We start from the raw sequence: 22327 nt of genomic DNA, 5'->3' as shown, positions 1-22327 counted from the left end.
GTTGGTCGAAAAATCGGCGCCAGTATTGATAACCACCGAGGTTACCGCAACGCAACTTTGGTACGCCGACCCGTGCCCGAGCCCGTTCACTGATGTCCCGCAGCGATCGGGTCTGGACGATTGTACACAAATAAATATTTGTAATGTGTACCGTTTTTCGTCTTTTTCTGATCGATCGGTCAAGCTTTTTATCGGGACGGCGACAGGCTACGCGCCGCGTCTGCTTCGGTCCTTTCGGAGCGAGGCCCACTGAGGCAACAAGCTTAGTTGTGTTCGGAGGGGGTGCAAGGAGGGGGTAGAGCGGGGGAGGGGCTGCTTTGCAGCCCTTCGCGGGCTTGCCCGGTCCCACAGGTTCACCACAATACTTGAAATCTGTGGTTGACCTGTGGGAGCGGGCGAGCCCGCGAATGGGTGTTACTTGGCTGTCAGGTCTGGCGAAGCTTGATCCTGCGACAGGCTATACACATACGCCGCCAGCAGGTGCACCTTGTCGTTGCCCTGAATCTCCGCCTGCGCTGGCATCTGACCCTGGCGGCCATAACGAATGGTCTGCTGCAGCTGGGCAAAGCTCGACCCGTAGATGAACGCCTGCGGGTGGGTCAGGTCTGGCGCGCCCATGGCTGGAGTGCCCTTGCCTTCAGGGCCGTGGCAGGCCACGCAGTTGCCGGCGAAGATATCCTTGCCCTTGGCCGCGTCGGCCTTGACCCCTTCAGGCAGGCTGCGGCCTGCAAGGTCGGTGAGCACGAACGCGGCCACATCGGCCACGCCCTGCTCGCCGATCACTTCAGCCCAGGCCGGCATCACGCCGTGACGACCGTTCATGATCGAAGCCTTGATGGTTTCCGCTTCGCCGCCCCAGCGCCAGTCCTTGTCGGTGAGGTTGGGGAAGCCATAGGCACCCTTGGCATCCGAGCCGTGGCACACCGAGCAGTTGGAGGCGAACAGGCGGCTGCCCATCTTCAGTGCTTGCGGGTCCTTGGCCACTTCTTCCACGGGCATGGCGGCGTACCTGGCGAAGATCGGGCCGAATTTCGCGTCGGCCTTGTCCATTTCCTTCTGCCATTCGTTGGCGCCGGTCCAGCCGTTTTCATAGCCCGGCAGGATGCCCTTCCAGTTGCCCAGGCCCGGGTAGAGGATCAGGTAGCCGACCGCGAATACCAGGGTGCCGACGAACAGCCAGAACCACCACTTGGGCAGCGGGTTGTCGTATTCCTCGATGCCGTCGAAGCTGTGGCCCATGGTCTGGTCGGTGGTGTTGCCCTGGCCCTTGCGGGTGGCGAGCAACAGCCAGGTCAGGCCAATCAGGCTACCGATGGTCAGTACGCAGATGTACGTACTCCAGAAGGTGGTCATTGCCCGTTACTCCTTTTTGCAGCAGGTTCCTGTCCGGCAGAGGGCAGGCGGTCGTCGACGAAGGGCAGCAGGCGCGCTTCGGCGAAATCATGGTCGCGGCGGCGGTTGAATACCCACAGGGTGAGCCCGATGAAGGCGATCATCACCACCAGGGTACCCAGGCCGCGGATCATGCCGATGTCGATTTCCATCGCACTCACCTCTTGTTCTTGATCGCGGTGCCGAGCACCTGCAGGTAGGCGACCAGGGCGTCCATCTCGGTCTTGCCCTTGACCGCGTCGCGGGCCCCGGCGATGTCGTCGTCGGTATACGGCACGCCCAGGGTGCGCAGGGTGCGCATCTTGGTGTCGGTGTGGCTGTTGTCGACCTGCTGGGCGACCAGCCACGGGTACGACGGCATCTTCGACTCCGGCACCACGTTGCGCGGGTTGTACAGGTGCGCACGGTGCCAGTCGTCCGAGTAGCGGCCACCGACCCGGGCCAGGTCCGGCCCGGTGCGCTTGGAGCCCCACAGGAACGGGTGGTCCCACACGCTTTCACCGGCTACCGAGTAGTGGCCGTAGCGTTCGGTTTCGGCACGGAACGGGCGGATCATCTGCGAATGGCAGCCTACGCAGCCTTCGCGGATATAGATATCACGGCCTTCCAGCTGCAGCGCGGTGTAGGGCTTCATGCCTTCGACCGGTTTGTTGGTGACGTCCTGGAAGAACAGCGGGACGATCTGGGTCAGGCCGCCGATACTGACAGCGAACACCATCAGCAGCGCCAGCAGGCCGACGTTTTTCTCGATGACTTCATGTTTCATCAGGCAGGTCTCCTCAAGCCAGCTGGGCGTTCGCAGAGGCGACATCGAGCGCCGGCGAACGCACGGTGCGCCAGGTGTTCCAGGCCATCAGGAACATGCCGCTGAGGAAGATCGCACCGCCAACGAAGCGCACGATGAAGCCTGGGTGGCTGGCCACCAGGGTTTCCACGAACGAGTAGGTGAGCGTGCCGTCGCTGTTGACCGCGCGCCACATAAGGCCCTGGGCGATGCCGTTGACCCACATCGAGGCGATGTACAGTACGGTGCCGATGGTGGCCAGCCAGAAGTGCGCGTTGATCAGGCCGATGCTGTACATGCGCTCCTTGCCGAACACTTTCGGGATGGTGTGGTACAGCGCGCCGATCGAGATCATCGCAACCCAGCCGAGGGCACCGGCGTGCACATGGCCGATGGTCCAGTCGGTGTAGTGGGAAAGCGCGTTGACCGTCTTGATGGCCATCATCGGGCCTTCGAAGGTGGACATGCCGTAGAACGCCAGCGACACCACCAGGAAGCGCAGGATCGGGTCGCTACGCAGTTTGTGCCAGGCCCCCGAGAGGGTCATCATGCCGTTGATCATGCCGCCCCAGCTGGGTGCCAGCAGGATCAGCGACATCACCATGCCCAGCGACTGTGCCCAGTCCGGCAGCGCGGTGTAGTGCAGGTGATGCGGGCCGGCCCAGATGTACAGGGTGATCAGTGCCCAGAAGTGCACGATCGACAGGCGATACGAATACACCGGGCGTTCGGCCTGCTTGGGCACGTAGTAATACATCATCCCCAGGAAGCCTGCGGTCAGGAAGAAGCCCACCGCGTTGTGGCCGTACCACCACTGCACCATGGCGTCGGTAGCGCCGGCATAGATCGAGTACGACTTGGTCATGCTGACTGGCAGTTCCAGGTTGTTGACGACGTGCAGCATCGCCACGGTGAGGATGAACCCGCCGAAGAACCAGTTACCCACGTAGATGTGTTTGGTGTTGCGTTTCATCAGCGTGCCGAAGAACACGATGGCGTAGCTCACCCAGACGATGGTGATCAGGATGTCGATCGGCCATTCCAGTTCGGCGTACTCCTTGGAGCTGGTGTAGCCCAGCGGCAGGCTGATGGCCGCCAGCAGGATTACCAGTTGCCAGCCCCAGAAGGTGAACGCGGCCAGGCCCGGTGCGAACAGGGTGGTCTGACAGGTGCGTTGCACCGAATAATAGGAGGTGGCGAACAGCGCACAGCCGCCGAAGGCGAAGATCACCGCATTGGTATGCAGGGGGCGCAGGCGGCCGAAGCTGGTCCAGGGGAGGTCGAAGTTGAGGGAAGGCCAGGCGAGCTGGGCGGCGATGAAGACGCCGAGCCCCATCCCGACGATTCCCCACACCACCGTCATGATGGCGAATTGGCGGACCACCTTGTAGTTATAGGCGGTACTGCTGGTTGTGTTCATGTATGGGTTCCCATCCACGGTTATTTGGCAGGCTTTACAGCGAGGCAAGCATGATTAATGGGCAAAGTGCCGGTATTGACGGGGATCAATGGGCGAAGATCGGAAATGTCCCAGGCTTGCGCTGCGATCCCCCGCACGTTCAGGGCAAGGACGGCTACAAGGGCTGCCTGATCCTGGCCCACGGCGCAGGTGCACCGATGGACAGCGGGTTCATGGAGCAAATGGCGCAAAGGCTTGCGGCGCTTGGGGTGGCGGTAGTGCGCTTCGAGTTCCCGTACATGGCCGAGCGCAGGGTTACCGGCGGCAAGCGGCCGCCAAACCCGCAGAAGGTGTTGCTGGAATGCTGGCGCGAGGTGTACAGGCAGGTGCGACCTTTGGTCGCGGGCAAGCTGGCGGTGGGTGGCAAGTCCATGGGCGGGCGCATGGCCAGCCTGCTGGCCGATGAACTGGAAGCGGATGCACTGGTGTGCCTGGGCTATCCGTTCTATGCGGTGGGCAAGCCGGAGAAGCCACGGGTCGAGCACCTGGCCGAATTGAAGACACCGACGTTGATCGTGCAGGGCGAGCGGGATGCGCTGGGTAACCGCGAGGCGGTGGCGGGGTACGCGTTATCGCCGGCGATCGAGGTGAGCTGGCTGGTGGCAGGGGACCATGACCTGAAGCCGCTGAAGGCTTCGGGGGTCAGCCATGAGCAGCACTTGCAGGCGGCGGCTGAGAAGGTTGCGGCATTCCTGAAGGATTAGTGCTGGATTCTTCGCGGGCTTGCCCGCTCCCACAGGTACTGCACAGGCCCGCAAGCTTGTAGTGAACCTGTGGGAGCGGGCAAGCCCGCGAAGAGGCCGGACCAGGCTAGCGCTTAGTCGCGGTACTCGCACAGGTAAGCGGTATCCACCTTCACCTGCAGCTGGAACTTGCTGTCAGCCGGCACGTTGAACTTGTCGCCCGCCTTGAAGGTTTCCCAGTTGTCGCTACCTGGCAGCTTCACGGTCAGCGCACCCGAAACCACATGCATGATCTCGCGCTTGGCAGTGCCGAACTCGTATTCGCCCGGGGCCATCACACCGACAGTGGCCGGGCCTTCTTCGCCCGCGAATGCGATCGACTTGACGGTGCCGTTGAAGTACTCGTTGACCTGGAACATGGGCGACTCCTGAAAAGGGGGATGAAAAAGGGCTGGCCAGTATGCCCAAGGCCACGGGCCCCGTCATCTGCTTTCAGGTAGCGTCCGCCGGCAGGCTCAACGGCAGCAGCCGCGCGGTATTGCGCGCATCTTCCAGGGCCCGATGCTGCTGCCCGCAAAAGTGCATGCCGGCCAGCTGCAGTGCACCATTGAGCCCAGCAGGGCGCTGCAGGTGGCGGGCCTTGGCGAAACGTTGCTTGAGGTTGATGTGCGGCAGGGTTCGCAACAGGCTGTCCAGGCCATGCTGCTGCCATTCCTGGTGCAGTTGCTGGCGATCATAGTCACCCCAGCTGACCCAGGCCTGAAGCTGCTCTCGATGGTGCCCAAGCCAGCGCTCGAAGCTTGCCCACACCTCGCGGAACGACGCGGCACTGTCCACGCTGGCCTGGCTGATGTGGGTCAGCTCACGGCAGAACGGGGTCAGCTGCGGCCGCCGCCGGGGCTTCACGAAGCGCTGGAAGTGGTCGACCTCGCGGCCTTCGCGGGTCACCAGGCTTGCGCCGATTTCAATCACTTCCATCTCTGTGACCGGCCACCCACCATTGTCGGTGGTGGCTTCAAGGTCGATCACCAACCAATGGCCCATACCAGGCTCCCTTGCAGATCCTGCTAGAGCGTAGCCAAACTCCAGGCATCCGGCACCCCCTGGCAATTTGCCCGTGGCTTTGGCACAAAGGGCCACGTAACGGCAGTTGTGTCCGGCCCGGAAAACGCCTAGCTTAGGCGGACCCAGGCATGAACCGTGATGAATGTCCGTCTTGACTCCAGCACCCGGCCTCAAGGCCCTGTTTTCCCTGATGCTGCTGACTGTGTTCTGGCTGGCGGCGCCGTCATGGGCGGCTGGTGCCGTCGAGGTGAAGATTGGCGCGGCGCACTTCCCGCCCTACACCGTGCGCCCGGAGCAGGGCGCCGACACAGGCCTGCTGCCGCAGCTGGTCGATGCGCTCAACCGCATGCAGCAGCACTACCACTTCGTTCTGGTACCCACGTCCATCCAGCGGCGTTTCGGTGACTTCCAGCAGGGCCGTACCGACATGGCCATTTTCGAGAACCCGCAATGGGGCTGGCAGCAGATTCCCCACCAGACCGTGGACATGGGCCTGGAAGACGCCGAAGTGTTCGTCGCCCGCCTGGCCGACGGTCGTGACCCGCGCTACTTCGACGACCTGCGCGGCAAGCGCCTGGCACTGTTCAACGGCTATCACTATGCATTCGCCGGCTTCAACCCCGACCCGGAATACCTGCGCACGACCTACAACGCGACCCTGACCTATTCCCACGACAGCAACCTGTTGATGGTGCAGGCCGGCCGCGCCGACATCGCCCTGGTCACGCGTTCCTACCTCAGTGATTTCCTGACGCGCAATCCGGCCAGCCAGGAGCGGTTGTTGCCTTCGCAGCGCATTGACCAGGTCTACCACCACTACGCCTTGCTGCGCCCGGGTGCACCCATCGGCGAGCAGTCGTTCGCAGCGCTGCTGCGCGCCCTGCGCGAGAGTGGCGAGCTGGCGCGCATCTTCGAGCCCTACCGCATCACGGTGGCCGCACCCCATAACTAAATTCCGGCGTGGCGGCAACGTTCTCAGCAGTGAGCCTTTTCTTCATTGCCGTGAGTCAAGTCCATGCCGTTCGATGCCGCTTCGCAACCCCAGTCAGTGCCACGCTGGCGCAGCCTCAGTGCCGAGGAGGGCGACCGCTGGCTGAGCCTGTCCCTCGAAGGCCGTCCGCTGATCCAGTTGCGCCTGGAGCTGGGCGCCCCCTTGCAGGTCCACCTTGAGCGGCTGTGCCCCGAGCGCCCCTGTCAGGCCTTGTGGGCCGCCTGCTATTGGTTGCTATCCCGCGACACGGTCTGCCAGCGCCTGGCCTGGTACCTGCCCGAAGTGCCGCCGCAGGCGTTGTCTCGGGCATTGACCAGTGGCCTGCTGCTGGCCGGCCAGCAGCCAGGCCAATACCTGTGCGAGCGGGCGCTGTTCTGGCAGTTGCCGCAGCCGTGGCTGGGGGAATCGGCCAGCGGGGCGTACCCGCAGCAGATGCACATCAGCAACGACAAGCGCCATCCGCGCCGCGCACCCAAGCCCCGTGGTGAAGTGTACCGGCGCTTCGACGCGCGGCTGGGAAGCTGGGTGTCGCTGCGCACCCTGGAGATCGAGCACGACCTGGAGCGCTTCAACCGCTGGCAGAACAACCCACGGGTAGAAGCGTTCTGGCAGGAGGGAGGCACGCTTGCGCAGCACCGTGAATACCTGGGCAAGCTGGAAGCCGACCCGCATACCCTGACGCTGATCGGTTGCTTTGATGATGAGCCGTTTGCCTACTTCGAGGCGTACTGGGCCAAGGAAGACCGCATTGCGCCGTTCTACCCGGCCGATGACTACGACCGTGGTATCCACATGCTGGTAGGCGAAGAGCGCCACCGCGGGCCGCACAAGGTGGCCAGCTGGTTATCGGCGCTGGTGCACTACCTGTTTCTGGATGATCCACGTACCCAGCGAGTGGTAGCCGAGCCGCGTGCCGACAACGGCAAGATGATCGGCTACATGCACGACCAGTGCTTCCACTGCGACAAGGAGTTCGACTTCCCGCACAAGCGCGCGGCGCTGATGATTCTGGGACGGGAGCGGTTTTTCGAGCGTTGCAGACTGGCTTGATATCGAGGTGGCTTCTTCGCGGGCGCGCCCGCTCCCACAGGTCCCCTCGGCTTTTGAAGGCTGTGCTTGTCCTGTGGGAGCGGGCGTGCCCGCGAAGAAGCAGGCTCTGCTCGATCAGGCTTGCCGGCTGGCCATCTTGCGGCAATGCACCAGCGCATCGCGGATCATGAAGTTGACCAGCGTCGGCGACACCCCCAGCTCCTTGGCAATGTCCTTCTGCGGCACGCCATGCAGGCGGTACATCTCGAAGGCATAACGGGTGCGCTGGGGCAGTTCGTTCAGCGCCTCGGCAATGTCATCCAGCGCCGCAAGGTTGATGTGGGTGGCTTCGGGGGAGGCATTCTGCACGACCACGTTCAGGCCTTCTTCCTCGCTGCCGGAGTACTTCAACTCCATGGCCTGCTTGCGGTAGTGGTCGATGGCCAGGTTGCGCACGATCTGGAACAGGTAGCTCAGTTGCGCCTTGAAAGAGGAGGTGATCTGCGGGGCAGCGCTGAGCCGGAAAAAGGCGTCCTGCACCACGTCTTCGGCGCGCGACCGGCAGCCGGTGATGCGGGCGGCGATCTTGACCAGGATGTTGCGGTTGTCGACGAAGGCCTGCAGTAATGGTGAATCGCACTTACTTGTGGATAGTTGTTCCGCCATGGAAATCACCTTGTCACAGAGGGGAAAGGACGCCCCCGAAGTTGGGAAGCTTCCTACGACGGGCGACAAGCTATTCAGAATGATAATGGTTGTCAAATGCGAAATGTAATTAGTTTCATGTGATTTCAGTTCTAAGGCGCAGCGATGGCTGGGTGCATGCCAGGCGCCACACCTCTCAAGGCATAAACCCACTAACTTTCACACAACCCAAAACCCCCAACCCCGCTAATTTCTCCCCCCGCCCATCCGTTCCCCTGTGTACACCTCAGGCCGCCACATGCCGCTCAACCCACGTTCGCGCAGCAGCCGGCCCGACCCAACCAGACACTGGCAGGAACACCCCATGACGGACGCCTTCGAACTCCCGCTCTCGCTGGTCCAGGCCCTGGCGCAGCGCGCCGCGCAGACCCCGGACAAAGTCGCCTTGCGCTTCCTGGCCGATGCGCCCGGCGAGCAGGCCGTGCTCAGCTACCGGGACCTCGATCAGCGCGCACGCACCATCGCCGCTGCCTTACAGGCCCGGACCGGCTTCGGTGATCGTGCGGTACTGTTGTTCCCCAGCGGGCCAGACTATGTGGCGGCGTTTTTCGGCTGCCTGTATGCCGGCGTGATCGCCGTGCCGGCTTACCCGCCGGAGTCCGCGCGTCAGCACCATCAGCAGCGCCTGCTGTCGATCATCGACGACGCCGAGCCGCGCCTGCTGCTGACTGTCGCGGCGCTGCACGATAGCCTGCAGGGCCTGGAGGCCCTGACGGCGGCCAACGGCCCCGAGCTGCTGGCGGTGGATGGCCTGGACCCGGCGCTGGCGGCGAACTGGCGCGAGCCCGCGCTCAAGGGTGGTGACATCGCCTTCCTGCAGTACACCTCCGGCTCCACCGCACTGCCCAAGGGCGTGCAGGTCAGCCATGGCAACCTGGTGGCCAACGAACAACTGATCCGCCAAGGCTTTGGCATCGACCTCAACCCCGACGACGTGATCGTCAGCTGGTTGCCGCTGTACCACGACATGGGGCTGATCGGCGGCCTGCTGCAGCCGATCTTCAGCGGCGTGCCCTGTGTGTTGATGGCGCCGGGCTACTTTCTGGCCCGGCCGCTGCGCTGGCTGCAGGCCATCAGCGAATACGGCGGCACCATCAGCGGCGGCCCCGACTTCGCCTACCGGCTGTGCAGCGAGCGGGTCAGCGAGGCCTCGCTGGCCGGGCTCGACCTCAGCCGCTGGCGGGTGGCCTATTCCGGTTCCGAGCCGATCCGCCAGGACAGCCTGGCGGCCTTCGCCGACAAGTTCCAGGCTTGCGGCTTCGACCCACAAAGCTTCTTTGCCAGCTACGGCCTGGCCGAGGCGACCCTGTTCGTCAGCGGCAGCCGCCGCGGCCAGGGCATCGCCGCGCTGGAGCTGGACGCCGCAGCCTTCGCCGCCAACCGTGCGGAGCCTGGCAAGGGCAGTGTGCTGATGAGCTGTGGCTACCCGCAGCCCGGGCATGCCGTGCGCATTGTCGAACCACAACGCCTGCAGGTGCTGGGCGACAACCAGGTGGGCGAGATCTGGGCCGGTGGCCCGAGCATCGCCTTGGGTTACTGGCGCAACCCCGAAGCCAGTGCCCGCACCTTCGTCGAGATGGACGGCCAGACCTGGCTGCGTACCGGTGACCTGGGTTTCATGCGCGAAGGCGAAGTGTTCGTCACCGGGCGCCTGAAGGACATGCTGATCGTGCGTGGGCAGAACCTGTACCCGCAGGACCTGGAAAAAACCCTTGAGCGCGAAGTGGACGTTCTGCGCAAAGGCCGGGTGGCAGTGTTCGCCGTTGAGCACCAGGGCGAGGAGGGCATCGGCGTGGCGGTGGAAATCAGCCGCAACGTGCAGAAGGCGATCAAACCCCAGGACCTGATCAAGACCCTGCGTCAGGTGATCGCCGACGCCTGCCGCCAGGCCCCGGCCGTGGTCCTGCTGCTGAACCCGGGCGCGCTGCCCAAGACCTCCAGCGGCAAGCTGCAGCGATCGGCGTGCCGCTTGCGCATGGACGACGGCAGCCTGGACTGCTATGCCCGCTTCCCTGAGGTGTGCGAGCCCGTTGCCACGGGTGCGGCCGGCGATGAACTGCAGGCGCGCATCGCCGCTGTGTGGCGCGACAGCCTCAAGGTCGAAGCGGTGGCGGCAGACGACCACTTCTTGCTGCTGGGCGGCAACTCCATCGCCGCCACCCATGCCACCGCACGCCTGGCCGATGAGCTGGGCATCGACCTGGGCCTGCGCACCCTGTTCGAGGCGCCGGTACTGGCTGACTACGCCAAGGCTGTGGCCGCGATCATCGCCGAAGGCGGTGGCCGGGTCGGCGCCATCGCTACCCTGGAACGCACCCAGGCGCTGCCCCAGTCGCTGGCGCAAAACCGCCTGTGGCTGCTATGGCAGCTGGACCCGCAGTCGGCGGCCTACAACATTCCGGCCGGCCTGCAGTTGCACGGTGAGCTGGACGAAAGTGCCCTGCAAGCGGCCTTCCAGGCGCTGGTGACTCGCCACGAGTCGCTGCGTACCCTGTTTGCCGAAGAGAACGGCCAGGCCCTGCAGCGCATCCTGGCGAAGCAGCCTTTCAACCTTCGTCGCCTGGACCTCGAAGGTCAGGCCACCGAACAGGCCGCTGCCCAGCGTGAAGCCGAAGCCCGCCAACCGTTCGACCTGATCCGGGGGCCGTTGCTGCGGGTGACCCTGGTGCGCTTGGATGATGAACATCATCAGCTGTGGGTGACCCTGCACCATATCGTCGCTGACGGTTGGTCGCTGAACATCCTGCTCGATGAATTCGCCAAACTGTACGCCGCCCATTGCCAGGGCGTTGAGGCCAGCCTGGCAGCGCTGACCCTGGGCTATGCCGACTACGGCACCTGGCAGCGACAGTGGCTGGCCGCAGGCGAAGCCGAGCGTCAGTTGCAGTACTGGCAGGAGCGACTGGGTGGCGAACTGCCGGTGCTCGACCTGTGCACCGACCACTCGCGCACCAGCCAGCGCGCCTACAGCGCCGCGCGCTTCAGTCTCAAGGTACCGGCCAGGCTCACCGACGCACTCAAGGGCCTGGCCCGCGAACAGCAGGCCAGCCTGTTCATGGTCTTGCTGGCCGGCTGGCAGGCGCTGTTGCACCGCTACAGCGGCCAGGCCGATATCCGTGTCGGCGTGCCCAACGCCAACCGACCGCGCCTGGAAACTCAAGCAATGGTCGGCTTCTTCATCAATACCCAGGTGCTGCGTGCGCAACTCGATGGCCGCCTGCCATTCGCTCAGCTGCTGGCCCAGGTCCGCCAGGCCACCCTGGACGCCCAGGCCAACCAGGACCTGCCGTTCGAACAGCTGCTCGAAGCCTTGCCCGAGGCGCGTGAGCAAGGCCTGTTCCAGGTCATGTTCAACCACCAGCAGCGTGATCTGTCTGCCCTGCGCCGCCTGCCGGGCCTGCTGGCCGAAGAGCTGCCGTGGCACAGTCGCGAAGCCAAGTTCGACTTGCAACTGCACAGTGAAGAAGACCACCAGGGCCGCCTGAGCCTCGCGTTCGACTATGCCGCCGAACTGTTCGATGCCGGCACCGTCAAGCGCCTGGCCCAGCACCTGCTGGCCCTGCTCGAGCAGGTGTGCGCCGAGCCGCAGCTAGCGCTGGGCGAGGTGCAATTGCTTGATGAGCCTGGCCGCATGCAACTGTTCAGTTGGGGCGAGGCACCGGCTGCGACGCCGCAGCGCCTGCTGGTCGAACAGCTCAATGACCAGGCACGCCTGACTCCGCAGCGCACCGCTCTGGTGTGGGAGGGGGGCAGCCTGGATTATGCCGAGCTGCACCAGCAAGCCAACCGCCTGGCCCACTACCTGCGTGACAAAGGCGTCGGTCCCGACACCTGCGTGGCCATTGCCGTCGAGCGTTCGCCGCAGCTGTTGGTCGGCCTGCTGGCCATTCTCAAGGCCGGCGGTGCCTATGTGCCGCTGGACGTCGATTACCCGGCCGAGCGCTTGGCCTACATGCTCGCCGACTGCAAGGCTGGCCTGTTGCTGAGCCACAGCAGCCTGCTGGGCAAGCTGCCACAGGTGGCGGGCGTCAGCGCCATCGCCCTTGATCAGTTGCACCTGGACAGCTGGCCGAGCCATGCCCCCCGCCTGCACCTGCATGGCGACAACCTGGCCTATGTGATCTACACCTCCGGCTCCACCGGCCAGCCCAAGGGGGTGGGCAATACCCACGCGGCACTGGCCGAGCGCCTGCAATGGATGCAGGCCACCTATGCGCTGGGCGACAGCGACGTGCTGATGCAGAAGGCGCCGATCAGCTTCGACGTGTCGGTGTGGGAATGCTTCTGGCCGCTGGTGACCGGTTGCAAGCTGGTGCTTGCCGGCCCCGGCGAGCACCGTGACCCACAGCGCATCGCGGCGTTGGTGCAAGCCCATGGCGTGACCACGCTGCACTTCGTGCCGCCGCTGTTGCAGGTATTCATCCAGGAGCCGCAGGCGGGTGCCTGCAGCAGCCTGCGCCGGCTGTTCTCCGGTGGCGAAGCGCTGTCCGCCGCGCTGCGTGACCGCGTGCTGCAGGTGCTGCCACAGGTGCAACTGCACAACCGCTATGGCCCGACCGAAACAGCCATCAATGTCACCCACTGGCACTGCCAGGCTAGCGATGGCGAGCGCTCGCCGATCGGTCGCCCGCTGGGCAATGTGCTGTGCCGCGTGCTGGACGACCAGCTGGAACTGACTGCCCCAGGTGTACCGGGCGAACTGTACCTCGGCGGCGCAGGCCTGGCCCGTGGCTACCTGGGTCGCCCCGGGCTCACCGCCGAGCGTTTCGTGCCCCGTGCGGACGGCAATGGCGAGCGCCTGTACCGCAGTGGCGACCGCGCCCGCTGGCAGGTGCAGACCGAGGCGCTGGAATACCTTGGTCGCCTCGACCAGCAGGTCAAGGTGCGTGGCTTCCGGGTCGAACCCGAGGAAGTCCAGGCCTGCCTGCTGGCGCAAGCGGGGGTCGAACAGGCGCTGGTGCTGATCCACAAGGATACCGTCGGTGCGCAACTGGTCGGCTATTACAGTGGCAGTGCCCAGCCTGATGCCTTGCTGACGGTGCTGGCTGGACAACTGCCGGCCTACATGGTGCCGGCACAACTTATCCCGCTGGCACAGATGCCACTGGGCCCCAGCGGCAAGGTCGACCGCAAGGCATTGCCGGCCCCGCTGTGGCAGCAGCGTGAGCATGTCGAGCCGCAAACCGAGTTGCAGCAGCAGGTTGCCGCCATCTGGCGCGAGGTGCTGAACCTGCCGCGCATCGGCCTGCAGGATGACTTCTTCGCCCTTGGCGGCCACTCGCTGCTGGCCACTCAGATTGTGTCGCGCACGCGTCAGGCCTGCGATGTCGAGCTGCCGCTCAAGGCCCTGTTCGACGCCAGCGAGCTGGGTGCCTTCTGTGCCGAGATCGCGCGTATCCGCGCGGCCGGCGAGCACAACCTGCAAGGCGCAATCGTCCGCGTCGACCGCCGTCAGGCAGTGCCGCTGTCGTACTCGCAGCAGCGCATGTGGTTCCTCTGGCAACTGGAGCCGGACAGCCCGGCCTACAACGTCGGCGGCATGGCGCGCCTGCGCGGCACCCTGCATGTGGATGCCTTCGAGCGCGCATTGCAGGCTCTGGTGGTGCGCCATGAAACCTTGCGCACCACCTTCCCCAGCATTGATGGCGTGCCGTACCAGTGCGTGGCCGAAGACAGCAGCCTGCACCTCGACTGGCAAGACTTCAGCGCCTTGCCCGCCGATGCTCGCCAACAACGCCTGCAACAACTGGCCGATGACCAGGCGCACCAGCCATTCGACCTGGAGCGCGGCCCACTGCTGCGCGCCTGCCTGGTGAAAGCGGAAGAACGTGAGCACTGCTTCGTCCTCACCCTGCACCACATCGTCACCGAAGGCTGGGCCATGGACATCTTCGCCCGCGAACTGGGCGAGCTGTACGAGGCCTTCGTCGATGACCGTGAATCGCCGCTGGCGCCGCTGCCGGTGCAGTACCTGGACTACAGCGTGTGGCAACGGCAATGGCTGGAAAGCGGCGAGGGTGCGCGCCAGCTGGCCTATTGGAAGGGTCGCCTGGGCGATGAGCACCCGGTGCTGGCATTGCCGGCGGACCGCCCGCGCCCGGCCGTGCAGAGCCACCGTGGCGAGCTGTACCGCTTCGAGCTCGACCCTGCGTTGGTCGCTCGCGTACATGCGTTCAACAGCCAGCGTGGCCTGACCCTGTTCATGACCATGACTGCCACCCTGGCCGCCTTGCTGCATCGCTACAGCGGCCAGCGTGACCTGCGCATTGGCGCGCCGGTGGCCAACCGCATCCGCCCGGAAAGCGAAGGCCTGATTGGCGCGTTCCTCAACACCCAGGTGCTGCGTTGCGAGCTGGACGGCCAGATGACCGCCGCACAGTTGCTGGAACAGGTGCGCCAGGTTGCCATCGAAGGCCAGTCGCACCAGGACCTGCCGTTCGACCAGCTGGTAGAAGCCCTGCAGCCACCGCGCAGCAGCGCCTACAACCCGCTGTTCCAGGTGATGTGCAACGTGCAGCGCTGGGCCTTCCAGCAAAGCCGCCTGCTGGCCGGCATGCAGGTGGATTACCTGGTCAACGACGCCAGCGCCACCAAGTTCGACCTGTACCTGGAGGTGACCGACCTCGACGGCCGCCTGGGTTGCTGCCTGACCTACAGCCGTGACCTGTTCGACGAACCACGCATCGCACGCATGGCCGAGCACTGGCAGCACCTGCTGGCCGGCCTGCTCGACAACCCGCAGCAGCGCCTGTGCGAGCTGCCGATGCTGAGCAGCGCCGAGCAGCAGGTGCTGGCGGGCCAGTTGCAGGGCGAGCAGGCTTTCGCGCTCGACCAGACCGTGCACGGCCTGTTCGCTGCCCAGGCGGTGCGCACGCCACACGCTGGCGCGTTGACCTTCGCCGGCCAGCACATGACCTATGCCGAGCTCGACCAGCAGGCCAACCGCCTGGCCCGCGCCCTGCGCGAGCGTGGCGTCGGCCCGCAGGTGCGTGTGGGCCTGGCGCTGGAACGTTCGCTGGAAATGGTCGTCGGCCTGCTGGCCATCCTCAAGGCCGGTGGCGCCTACGTGCCGCTCGACCCCGAATACCCGCTCGACCGCCTGCGCTACATGATCGAAGACAGCCGCATCGGCCTGCTGCTCAGCCAGCGCGCGCTGCTGCAAAACCTGGGGCAGTTGCCCGAAGGTGTGGCGTGCTGGAGCCTCGAGGACGACAGCGCCAGCCTGTCGGCCTACAGCGATGCGCCGTTGGACAACCTCAACCTGCCGCAGCATCAGGCCTACCTGATCTACACCTCCGGTTCCACCGGCCAGCCCAAGGGCGTGGTAGTCAGCCATGGCGAGTTCGCCATGCATTGCCAGGCGGTGATCGCCGCGTTCGGCATGCGCAGCGATGACTGCGAGCTGCACTTCTATTCGATCAATTTCGACGCCGCCAGTGAACGCCTGTGGGTGCCGCTGCTGTGTGGTGCCCGGGTGGTACTGCGCGCCCAGGGGCAGTGGGGCGCCGAAGACATCTGCCAGCTGGTGCGCAAGCAACAGGTGAGCATCCTCGGCTTCACGCCTAGCTACGGTAGCCAGTTGGCGCAGTACCTGGCCGGGCAGGGCGAGCAGTTGCCCGTGCGCCTGGTCATTACCGGTGGTGAAGCGCTGACCGGTGAACACCTGCAGCGCATCCGTCAGGCCTTCGCGCCGCAGCAATTCTTCAACGCCTACGGGCCGACCGAAACCGTGGTCATGCCGCTGGCCTGCCTGGCACCACAGACACTGCCGGCGGAGCTGGGCAGCGTACCGATCGGCCGCGTCATCGGCAGCCGCACGGCCTACATCCTCGACGAAGACCTGGCCTTGTTGCCGCAAGGCGGTATTGGCGAGCTGTATGTTGGCGGCGCCGGCCTGGCCCAGGGCTACCACGACCGCCCGGGCCTCAGCGCCGAGCGCTTCGTCGCCGACCCGTTCGGCAGCGAAGGAGGGCGCCTGTACCGCACCGGTGACCTGGTGCGCCTGGGCAGCGATGGCCTGGTCGAGTACGTCGGCCGTGCCGACCAGCAGGTGAAGATTCGCGGTTTCCGCATTGAACTGGGCGAAATCGAAAGCCGCCTGCAGGCGCATGCCGATGTCGACGAGGCCGTGGTGCTGGCCCTCGACCTGGCGGGCGGCAAACAGCTGGTGGGTTACCTGGTGTGCAGGCAGGCCACTGCCGACAGCGAGGCCCAGGGCCTGCTGCGCGACGCGGTGAAGGCCGATGCCCGCCAGCACCTGCCGGACTACATGGTGCCGGCGCACCTGGTGCTGCTCGACAGCCTGCCGCTGATGGGCAACGGCAAGCTCGACCGCCGTGCGCTGCCGCTGCCGGACCTGGAGCAGGCGCGCCAGCAGTACCAGGCACCTGGCAACGAGGTGGAAGCGCAACTGGCGCAGATCTGGCGCGACGTGCTCAACGTGGCCCGGATTGGCGTGCAGGATAACTTCTTCGAACTGGGCGGCGACTCGATCCTGTCGATCCAGGTGGTCAGCCGGGCCCGTCAGGCCGGCTTGCAGTTCACCCCGCGCGACCTGTTCCAGCATCAGACCATCCAGACCCTGGCGGCCATCGTTCAGCGCAGCGAAGCCGCCAGCAGCATCGAGCAGGGCCAGCGCCAGGGCCAGACCGGCCTCACGCCGATCCAGCACTGGTTCTTCGACAGTGAAGTGCCACAGCCGCAGCACTGGAACCAGGCTGTTCTGCTGGAGGCGCGCAAGCCGCTGGATGAGGGGGTACTGGAGCGCGCCTTGGCCGGCCTGGTACAGCACCACGACAGCCTGCGCCTGCGCTTCAGTCAGGCCCACGGCCGCTGGCAGGGCGAATATGCCCGGCCTGGCGCCGGGCAGTTGCTGTGGACCGCCACGGTTGCCGACTTCGCCGATTGCCAAGCGCTGTACACCGACCTGCAACGCAGTCTCGACCTGGAACAGGGCCCACTGTTGCGCGCCTTGCTGGTAAATGACGGGCAGGGCGGCCAGCGGCTGTTGCTGGCGATCCATCACCTGGTGGTCGATGGGGTGTCGTGGCGCGTGTTGCTGGAAGACCTGCAGGCGCTGTACCGTGGCCAGCCGCTGCCGGCCAAGACCCACGCCATGGGCGACTGGGCCGCACGCCTGGCCAGCTATGCCGGCAGCGATTCGCTGCGCGACGAACTGGGCTGGTGGCAAGGCCAGTTGGGCGGTGTGCGCCGCGAACTGCCCTGCGATCACCCGCAGGGCGGCAACCTGCACCGCCACGCCCGTACCCTGGCCATCGGCCTGGATGTCGCGCAGACCCGGCAGTTGCTGCAACAGGCCCCGGCGGCCTACCACACCCAGGTCAACGACCTGCTGCTGACCGCGCTGGCGCGTGCCCTGTGCCGCTGGAGCGGCGACGAAGAAGTGCTGGTACAGCTTGAAGGCCATGGCCGTGACGGGCTGTTCGAAGACATGGACCTGACCCGCAGCGTCGGCTGGTTCACCAACGCCTACCCGCTGAGCCTGCGCCCGCTGCCAGGCGAGGACGACGCGGCGCGGGCGGGTTCGATCAAGCGCATCAAGGAGCAACTGCGCCAGGTGCCACACAAAGGGCTGGGCTACGGTGTGTTGCGCTACCTGGCGGATGAGGCCGGGCGCGAGCAGATGGCAGCCTTGCCGCAGGCGCGCATCACTTTCAACTACCTGGGCCAGTTCGACCAGCAGTTCGACAGCACAGCCCTGTTCCAGCCGCTGGACGCTCCGGCCGGCCTGGCCCACGACCTCGATGCACCGTTGCCCAACTGGCTGAGTGTCGATGGCCAGGTGTATGGCGGCGCCCTGCAGCTGCGCTGGACCTTCAGTGCCGAGCGCTACGACGAGCGGACCATCGCCCGCCTGGCCGAGGCCTATCGCCAGGAGCTGCTGGCGCTGGTCGAGCATTGCCTGGCGGATGGCAACGGCAGCTTCACGCCGTCGGACTTCCCGCTGGCGCACCTCACCCAGGCGCAGATAGACGCGCTGCCGGTACCGGCTGCGCAGATCGAGGACGTCTACCCGCTGACGCCGATGCAGGAGGGCATGCTGTTACACACCCTGCTGGAGCCGGGCACCGGCCTCTACTACATGCAGGACCGCTACCGCATCAACAGCGCGCTCGACCCCGAACGCTTTGCCCAGGCGTGGCAGGCGGTGGTGGCGCGCCACGAAGCGCTACGCGCATCGTTCAGCTGGAACACCGGCGAGGCGATGCTGCAGATCATCCACAAGCCGGGCAACACACCGGTGGACTACCAGGACTGGCGTGGCCTCGATGACGACGCCCAGGAGCAGCGCCTGCAGGCCCTGCACAAGCAGGAACGCGAGGCCGGTTTCGCCCTGCTCCGCGAGGCGCCGTTCCACCTGCGCCTGGTGCGTGTGGCCGACCAGCGCTACTGGTTCATGATGAGCAACCACCACATCCTCATCGATGCCTGGTGCCGCTCGTTGCTGATGAACGACTTCTTCGAGATCTACCAGGCACTCGGCGAAAACCGTCAGGCCCAACTGCCGGTGCCACCGCGGTATCGCGACTACATCGGCTGGCTGCAACGCCAGGGCCTGGACGACGCACGTGCGTGGTGGCAGGCCAACCTGGCCGGCTTCGAACGTGCCACGGCCATCCCTAGCGACCGCCCGCTGCGCCATGACCATGCCGGTAGCGGCATGGTCGTCGGCGACTGCCATACCCGCCTGGCGATGAGCGACGGCGTGCGCCTGCGCGAACTCGCCCAGGCCCACCAGCTCACCGTCAACACCTTCGCCCAGGCGGCCTGGGCCCTGGTATTGGCGCGCTACAGCGGCGATCGCGACGTGGCCTTCGGCGTGACCGTGGCCGGGCGCCCGGTGAGCATGCCGCAGATGCAGCGTACCGTCGGCCTGTTCATCAACAGCGTCGCCTTGCGCGTGAAGTTGCCGGTTGCCGGTGAGCGCTGCAGCGTACGCCAATGGCTGCAGGGCCTGCTGCAAAGCAACATGGAACTGCGCGAGTACGAATACCTGCCGCTGGTGGCGATCCAGGAGTGCAGCGAACTGCCCAAGGGCCAGCCGCTGTTCGACAGCCTGTTCGTGTTCGAGAACGCGCCAGTGGCAACCGCCGTGCTCGACCATGCCCAGCACCTGAACGCCAGCTCCGACTCGGGCCGTACCCACACCAACTTCCCGCTGACAGCGGTGTGCTACCCGGGCGATGACCTTGGCCTGCACCTGTCCTTCGACCAGCGCTACTTCGACTACCCGACCGTCGAGCGCCTGCTGGCGGAGTTCAAGCGCCTGCTGCTGGCGCTGGTGCAGGGCTTTGAAGGGGAGGTGGGTGAACTACCGTTGATCGGCACCGAAGAACAGCGCTTCCTGCTTGAAGACTGCAACCGTACCGAACGGTCTTATCCGCTGGAGCAGAGCTACATCGCGCAGTTCGAAGCACAAGTGGCCGCGCATCCGCAACGTACTGTGGCCCGTTGCCTGGAAGCATCCTATGACTACGCCGGGCTGAACCTGGCGGCCAACCGCCTGGGCCATGCCCTGGTGGCTGCCGGGGTCAGCATTGACCAGCCGGTGGCACTGCTGGCCGAACGCGGGCTCCCGTTGCTGGGCATGATCGTCGGCAGCTTCAAGGCCGGCGCCGGCTACCTGCCACTGGACCCGGGCCTGCCGGGGGCGCGCCTGCAAAGCATCCTCCAGCTCAGCCGCACGCCGGTGCTGGTGTGCAGTGCGGCCTGTGCCGGGCAAGGGCAGCTGTTGCTGGATGAGCTGGAGCTGGCGACACGGCCGCAGCTGCTGGTCTGGGAAGACATCCAGGCCAGTGCCATTGCCAGCCACAACCCAGGCATCCACAGCGGGCCGGATAACCTCGCTTATGTGATCTACACCTCAGGCTCCACCGGCCTGCCGAAGGGGGTGATGGTCGAGCAGCGCGGCATGCTCAACAACCAGCTGAGCAAGGTGCCGTACCTGGCACTCGGCGAGCAGGACGTGATCGCCCAGACGGCCTCGCAAAGCTTCGATATTTCGGTGTGGCAGTTCCTTGCAGCGCCGCTGTTCGGCGCCAGGGTGGAGATTGTGCCGAACGCCATCGCCCATGATCCGCAAGGCCTGCTGACGCATGTTCAGGCTACCGGCATCACGGTACTGGAAAGTGTGCCGTCGCTGATCCAGGGCATGCTGGCCAACGACCATCAGGCGCTCGACGGACTGCGCTGGATGCTACCGACCGGCGAAGCCATGCCGCCGGAGCTGGCGGCGCAGTGGCTGCAGCGTTACCCGCAGATCGGCCTGGTCAACGCCTATGGCCCGGCCGAGTGCTCGGATGATGTGGCGTTCTTCCGTGTCGACGCGGCTTCGACCCGTGGCAGCTACCTGCCAATTGGCACGCCGACCGACAACAACCGCCTGTACCTGTTCGACGAGGAACAGATGCTGGTGCCGCTGGGTGCGGTGGGCGAGCTGTGCGTGGCTGGCACTGGCGTGGGCCGTGGCTATGTCGGCGATCCGGTGCGCACGGCGCTGGCGTTCATCCCCCATCCGCATGGTGCGCCGGGCGAACGCCTGTACCGTACCGGCGACCTGGCGCGTCAGCGCCCGGACGGGGTGCTGGAGTATGTCGGGCGCATCGACCATCAGGTGAAGATCCGCGGCTACCGCATCGAACTGGGCGAGATCGAAGCCCGCCTGCACGAGCAGCCGGAAATCCGCGACGCTGCCGTTGGCGTGCAGGAAGGCGTCAATGGCAAGCACCTGGTGGGTTACCTGGTGGCGCATCAGGGCGTTGCTACCGACGCCGCGTTGCTGGAGCAGCTTAAGCAACGCCTGCGTGCCGAGTTGCCGGAGTACATGGTCCCACTGCACTGGGGCTGGTTCGACAGCCTGCCGCACAATGCCAACGGCAAGCTTGATCGCAAGGCCCTGCCGGCGATCGACATCGGTGGCCAGCACAGCCAGGCCTACCAGGCGCCGCGCAACGAGCTGGAAGAGGTACTGGCCGGTATTTGGGCCGATGTGCTCAAGGCCGAGCGGGTGGGGGTGCACGACAACTTCTTCGAGCTGGGCGGGCATTCGCTGCTGGCCACGCAGATCGCCTCGCGGGTGCAGAAGCAGCTGCAGCTGAACGTGCCGCTGCGGGCGATGTTCGAGTGCAGCACGGTGGAGGAACTGGCCGAGTATGTGCAGGGGCTGCAGGGCAGCGTGCTGGATGACGACAAGGTCGACCGGCTCAGTGACCTGATGGCGGAGCTTGAGGGGCTGTGATCTGAATAAATGAGGCCTGCACCGTCCCGGTAGGAGCGGGTTCACCCGCGAACACCGGCGCAGCCGGTGCCATGCACCGAGCTGGCTGCTTCGCGGGCTCGCCCGCTCCCACAGGATCACCACAGCCTTCAGGGCAGGTGCATTACCTGTGGGAGCGGGCGAGCCCGCGAAGAGGCCGGTGCAGACGCCGCATCTTTCAGCGCTTGCCAAGAATCTTCCCAAGCAACTCCGGCCGCGGCGCGCCTTGCTGGCTCTGCAGGTTGCCCTGTTCATCCTGATAGAAAATCGCCGGGGTCGCCTGCAAGCCCATTTCTTCCATCAGCGCCATGTTCGCCGCCAGCTTCTGCTGCACCGCCTCCGGCACCTGCTCCAGCGGTTTCAGCGTGCTGGCCTTGCCGGCCTTTTCATGTTGCTGCAGCGCCTTGGCCGGGTCTTGCGCCGCCAGCAGCGCCGCCGACTTGCCCGGGCTGTCTTCGCGGATGATGCCGACCATGATATGGCGCAACTGCACCTTGCCCGACTCCACCCACGGGCGCGCCTGCTCCCAGAACATGTTGCAGTACGGGCAGTTGGGGTCGCTGAACAGGTACACCTTGCGCGGTGCATCGTCCTTGCCGTCGGCGATCCAGGCGGTTTTCTCCATCTTCGCCCAGATTTCCTTGCTCATCGGCGCATATACCAGCTTTTTCAGCGGCTCGGCACTGAGGTCCTTGCCCTGCTCGTCGAATAGGCTGCCGACCAGTACATGCTTGCCGTCAGGGGTGAGGTACAGCGCCAGGCCGTTATTCTGGTACTCGGCGGCATACCCGCGCAGGCCATTGGGCGCGTCGAAGCTGCCTTTGATCACGGCACCCTTGGCTTGCAGTTGCTGAATCGCCTTGGGCAGTTCTTCGGCCTGCAGGGCGGGGGCAGCCAGCAGGGCCAGGGACAGGGGCAGGGGCAGCAGTGCAGTCAATCGCAT

At 65.5% G+C, this 22327-nt stretch carries 12 protein-coding genes; 4 read left to right on the top strand and 8 right to left on the bottom strand.

Annotated features, from left to right (window positions below):
* Nucleotides 1-414 precede the first annotated feature (414 nt).
* The 4 genes from ccoP to ccoN are packed head-to-tail and all read right to left on the bottom strand — an operon-like array spanning nucleotide 415 to nucleotide 3596.
* The gene (gene ccoP, locus QIY50_02455) at nucleotides 415-1353 is read right to left on the bottom strand and encodes a cytochrome-c oxidase, cbb3-type subunit III (protein WGV21169.1); all 939 of its coding nucleotides are present in this window, start codon (nucleotides 1351-1353) and stop codon (nucleotides 415-417) included.
* Nucleotides 1350-1544, bottom strand: a complete 195-nt coding sequence (locus QIY50_02450) for a CcoQ/FixQ family Cbb3-type cytochrome c oxidase assembly chaperone (protein ID WGV21168.1) — start codon at nucleotides 1542-1544, stop codon at nucleotides 1350-1352. The genes ccoP and QIY50_02450 overlap by 4 nt, the downstream gene beginning before the upstream one ends.
* Nucleotides 1545-1549: 5 nt before the next feature.
* Nucleotides 1550-2158 carry a cytochrome-c oxidase, cbb3-type subunit II gene (gene ccoO / locus QIY50_02445; protein ID WGV21167.1) on the bottom strand — a complete coding sequence of 203 codons (609 nt, stop codon included), beginning with the start codon at nucleotides 2156-2158 and terminating at the stop codon, nucleotides 1550-1552.
* Between the two features lie 13 nt (nucleotides 2159-2171).
* The gene (gene ccoN, locus QIY50_02440) at nucleotides 2172-3596 is read right to left on the bottom strand and encodes a cytochrome-c oxidase, cbb3-type subunit I (GenBank protein WGV21166.1); all 1425 of its coding nucleotides are present in this window, start codon (nucleotides 3594-3596) and stop codon (nucleotides 2172-2174) included.
* Between the two features lie 50 nt (nucleotides 3597-3646).
* Here ccoN and QIY50_02435 point away from each other — a divergent pair, with 50 nt between their 5' ends.
* Complete coding sequence (locus QIY50_02435) at nucleotides 3647-4339, top strand: dienelactone hydrolase family protein (protein WGV21165.1); 693 nt, start codon at nucleotides 3647-3649, stop codon at nucleotides 4337-4339.
* Between the two features lie 113 nt (nucleotides 4340-4452).
* Here the strand turns inward: QIY50_02435 and QIY50_02430 are convergent, their stop codons facing one another.
* Nucleotides 4453-4737, bottom strand: a complete 285-nt coding sequence (locus QIY50_02430; protein ID WGV21164.1) for a pyrimidine/purine nucleoside phosphorylase — start codon at nucleotides 4735-4737, stop codon at nucleotides 4453-4455.
* A gap of 73 nt (nucleotides 4738-4810) precedes the next feature.
* A complete protein-coding gene (locus QIY50_02425) occupies nucleotides 4811-5362 on the bottom strand; it encodes an exonuclease domain-containing protein (protein ID WGV21163.1) in 552 nt (183 codons plus the stop codon).
* A gap of 172 nt (nucleotides 5363-5534) precedes the next feature.
* On the opposite strand from QIY50_02425, the gene QIY50_02420 reads away from it, so the two are divergent.
* Both QIY50_02420 and QIY50_02415 read left to right on the top strand, forming a co-directional pair.
* On the top strand, nucleotides 5535-6335 hold the full coding sequence (locus QIY50_02420; protein ID WGV23141.1) for a transporter substrate-binding domain-containing protein: 801 nt from the start codon (nucleotides 5535-5537) through the stop codon (nucleotides 6333-6335).
* A gap of 63 nt (nucleotides 6336-6398) precedes the next feature.
* Nucleotides 6399-7424 (top strand): GNAT family N-acetyltransferase, encoded by a 1026-nt coding sequence (locus tag QIY50_02415; protein WGV21162.1) that lies wholly within the window; start codon nucleotides 6399-6401, stop codon nucleotides 7422-7424.
* A gap of 114 nt (nucleotides 7425-7538) precedes the next feature.
* Here the strand turns inward: QIY50_02415 and QIY50_02410 are convergent, their stop codons facing one another.
* Nucleotides 7539-8069 (bottom strand): RNA polymerase factor sigma-70, encoded by a 531-nt coding sequence (locus QIY50_02410; protein ID WGV21161.1) that lies wholly within the window; start codon nucleotides 8067-8069, stop codon nucleotides 7539-7541.
* 343 nt (nucleotides 8070-8412) lie between these two features.
* Here QIY50_02410 and QIY50_02405 point away from each other — a divergent pair, with 343 nt between their 5' ends.
* On the top strand, nucleotides 8413-21366 hold the full coding sequence (locus QIY50_02405) for a non-ribosomal peptide synthetase (protein WGV21160.1): 12954 nt from the start codon (nucleotides 8413-8415) through the stop codon (nucleotides 21364-21366).
* Between the two features lie 196 nt (nucleotides 21367-21562).
* On the opposite strand, the gene dsbG is transcribed toward QIY50_02405, so the two are convergent.
* Entirely contained in the window at nucleotides 21563-22327 is a 765-nt protein-coding gene (gene dsbG, locus QIY50_02400) for a thiol:disulfide interchange protein DsbG (GenBank protein WGV21159.1), read from the bottom strand.

This window comes from Pseudomonas putida (assembly GCA_029953615.1).
Classification (GTDB): domain Bacteria; phylum Pseudomonadota; class Gammaproteobacteria; order Pseudomonadales; family Pseudomonadaceae; genus Aquipseudomonas.
The sequence above is the reverse complement of the archived record's forward strand: the minus strand, read 5'-3'. Positions and strand labels throughout refer to the sequence as shown.

Bases quoted from the DNA above. Each gene is read 5' to 3' on its own strand.
- QIY50_02435 (WGV21165.1), top strand. From the start codon at position 3,647: ATGATTAATGGGCAAAGTGCCGGTATTGACGGGGATCAATGGGCGAAG.
- QIY50_02425 (WGV21163.1), bottom strand. From the start codon at position 5,362: ATGGGCCATTGGTTGGTGATCGACCTTGAAGCCACCACCGACAATGGT.
- ccoP (WGV21169.1), bottom strand. From the start codon at position 1,353: ATGACCACCTTCTGGAGTACGTACATCTGCGTACTGACCATCGGTAGC.
- dsbG (WGV21159.1), bottom strand. From the start codon at position 22,327: ATGCGATTGACTGCACTGCTGCCCCTGCCCCTGTCCCTGGCCCTGCTG.
- QIY50_02405 (WGV21160.1), top strand. From the start codon at position 8,413: ATGACGGACGCCTTCGAACTCCCGCTCTCGCTGGTCCAGGCCCTGGCG.
- ccoO (WGV21167.1), bottom strand. From the start codon at position 2,158: ATGAAACATGAAGTCATCGAGAAAAACGTCGGCCTGCTGGCGCTGCTG.
- QIY50_02430 (WGV21164.1), bottom strand. From the start codon at position 4,737: ATGTTCCAGGTCAACGAGTACTTCAACGGCACCGTCAAGTCGATCGCA.
- QIY50_02450 (WGV21168.1), bottom strand. From the start codon at position 1,544: ATGGAAATCGACATCGGCATGATCCGCGGCCTGGGTACCCTGGTGGTG.
- ccoN (WGV21166.1), bottom strand. From the start codon at position 3,596: ATGAACACAACCAGCAGTACCGCCTATAACTACAAGGTGGTCCGCCAA.
- QIY50_02410 (WGV21161.1), bottom strand. From the start codon at position 8,069: ATGGCGGAACAACTATCCACAAGTAAGTGCGATTCACCATTACTGCAG.
- QIY50_02415 (WGV21162.1), top strand. From the start codon at position 6,399: ATGCCGTTCGATGCCGCTTCGCAACCCCAGTCAGTGCCACGCTGGCGC.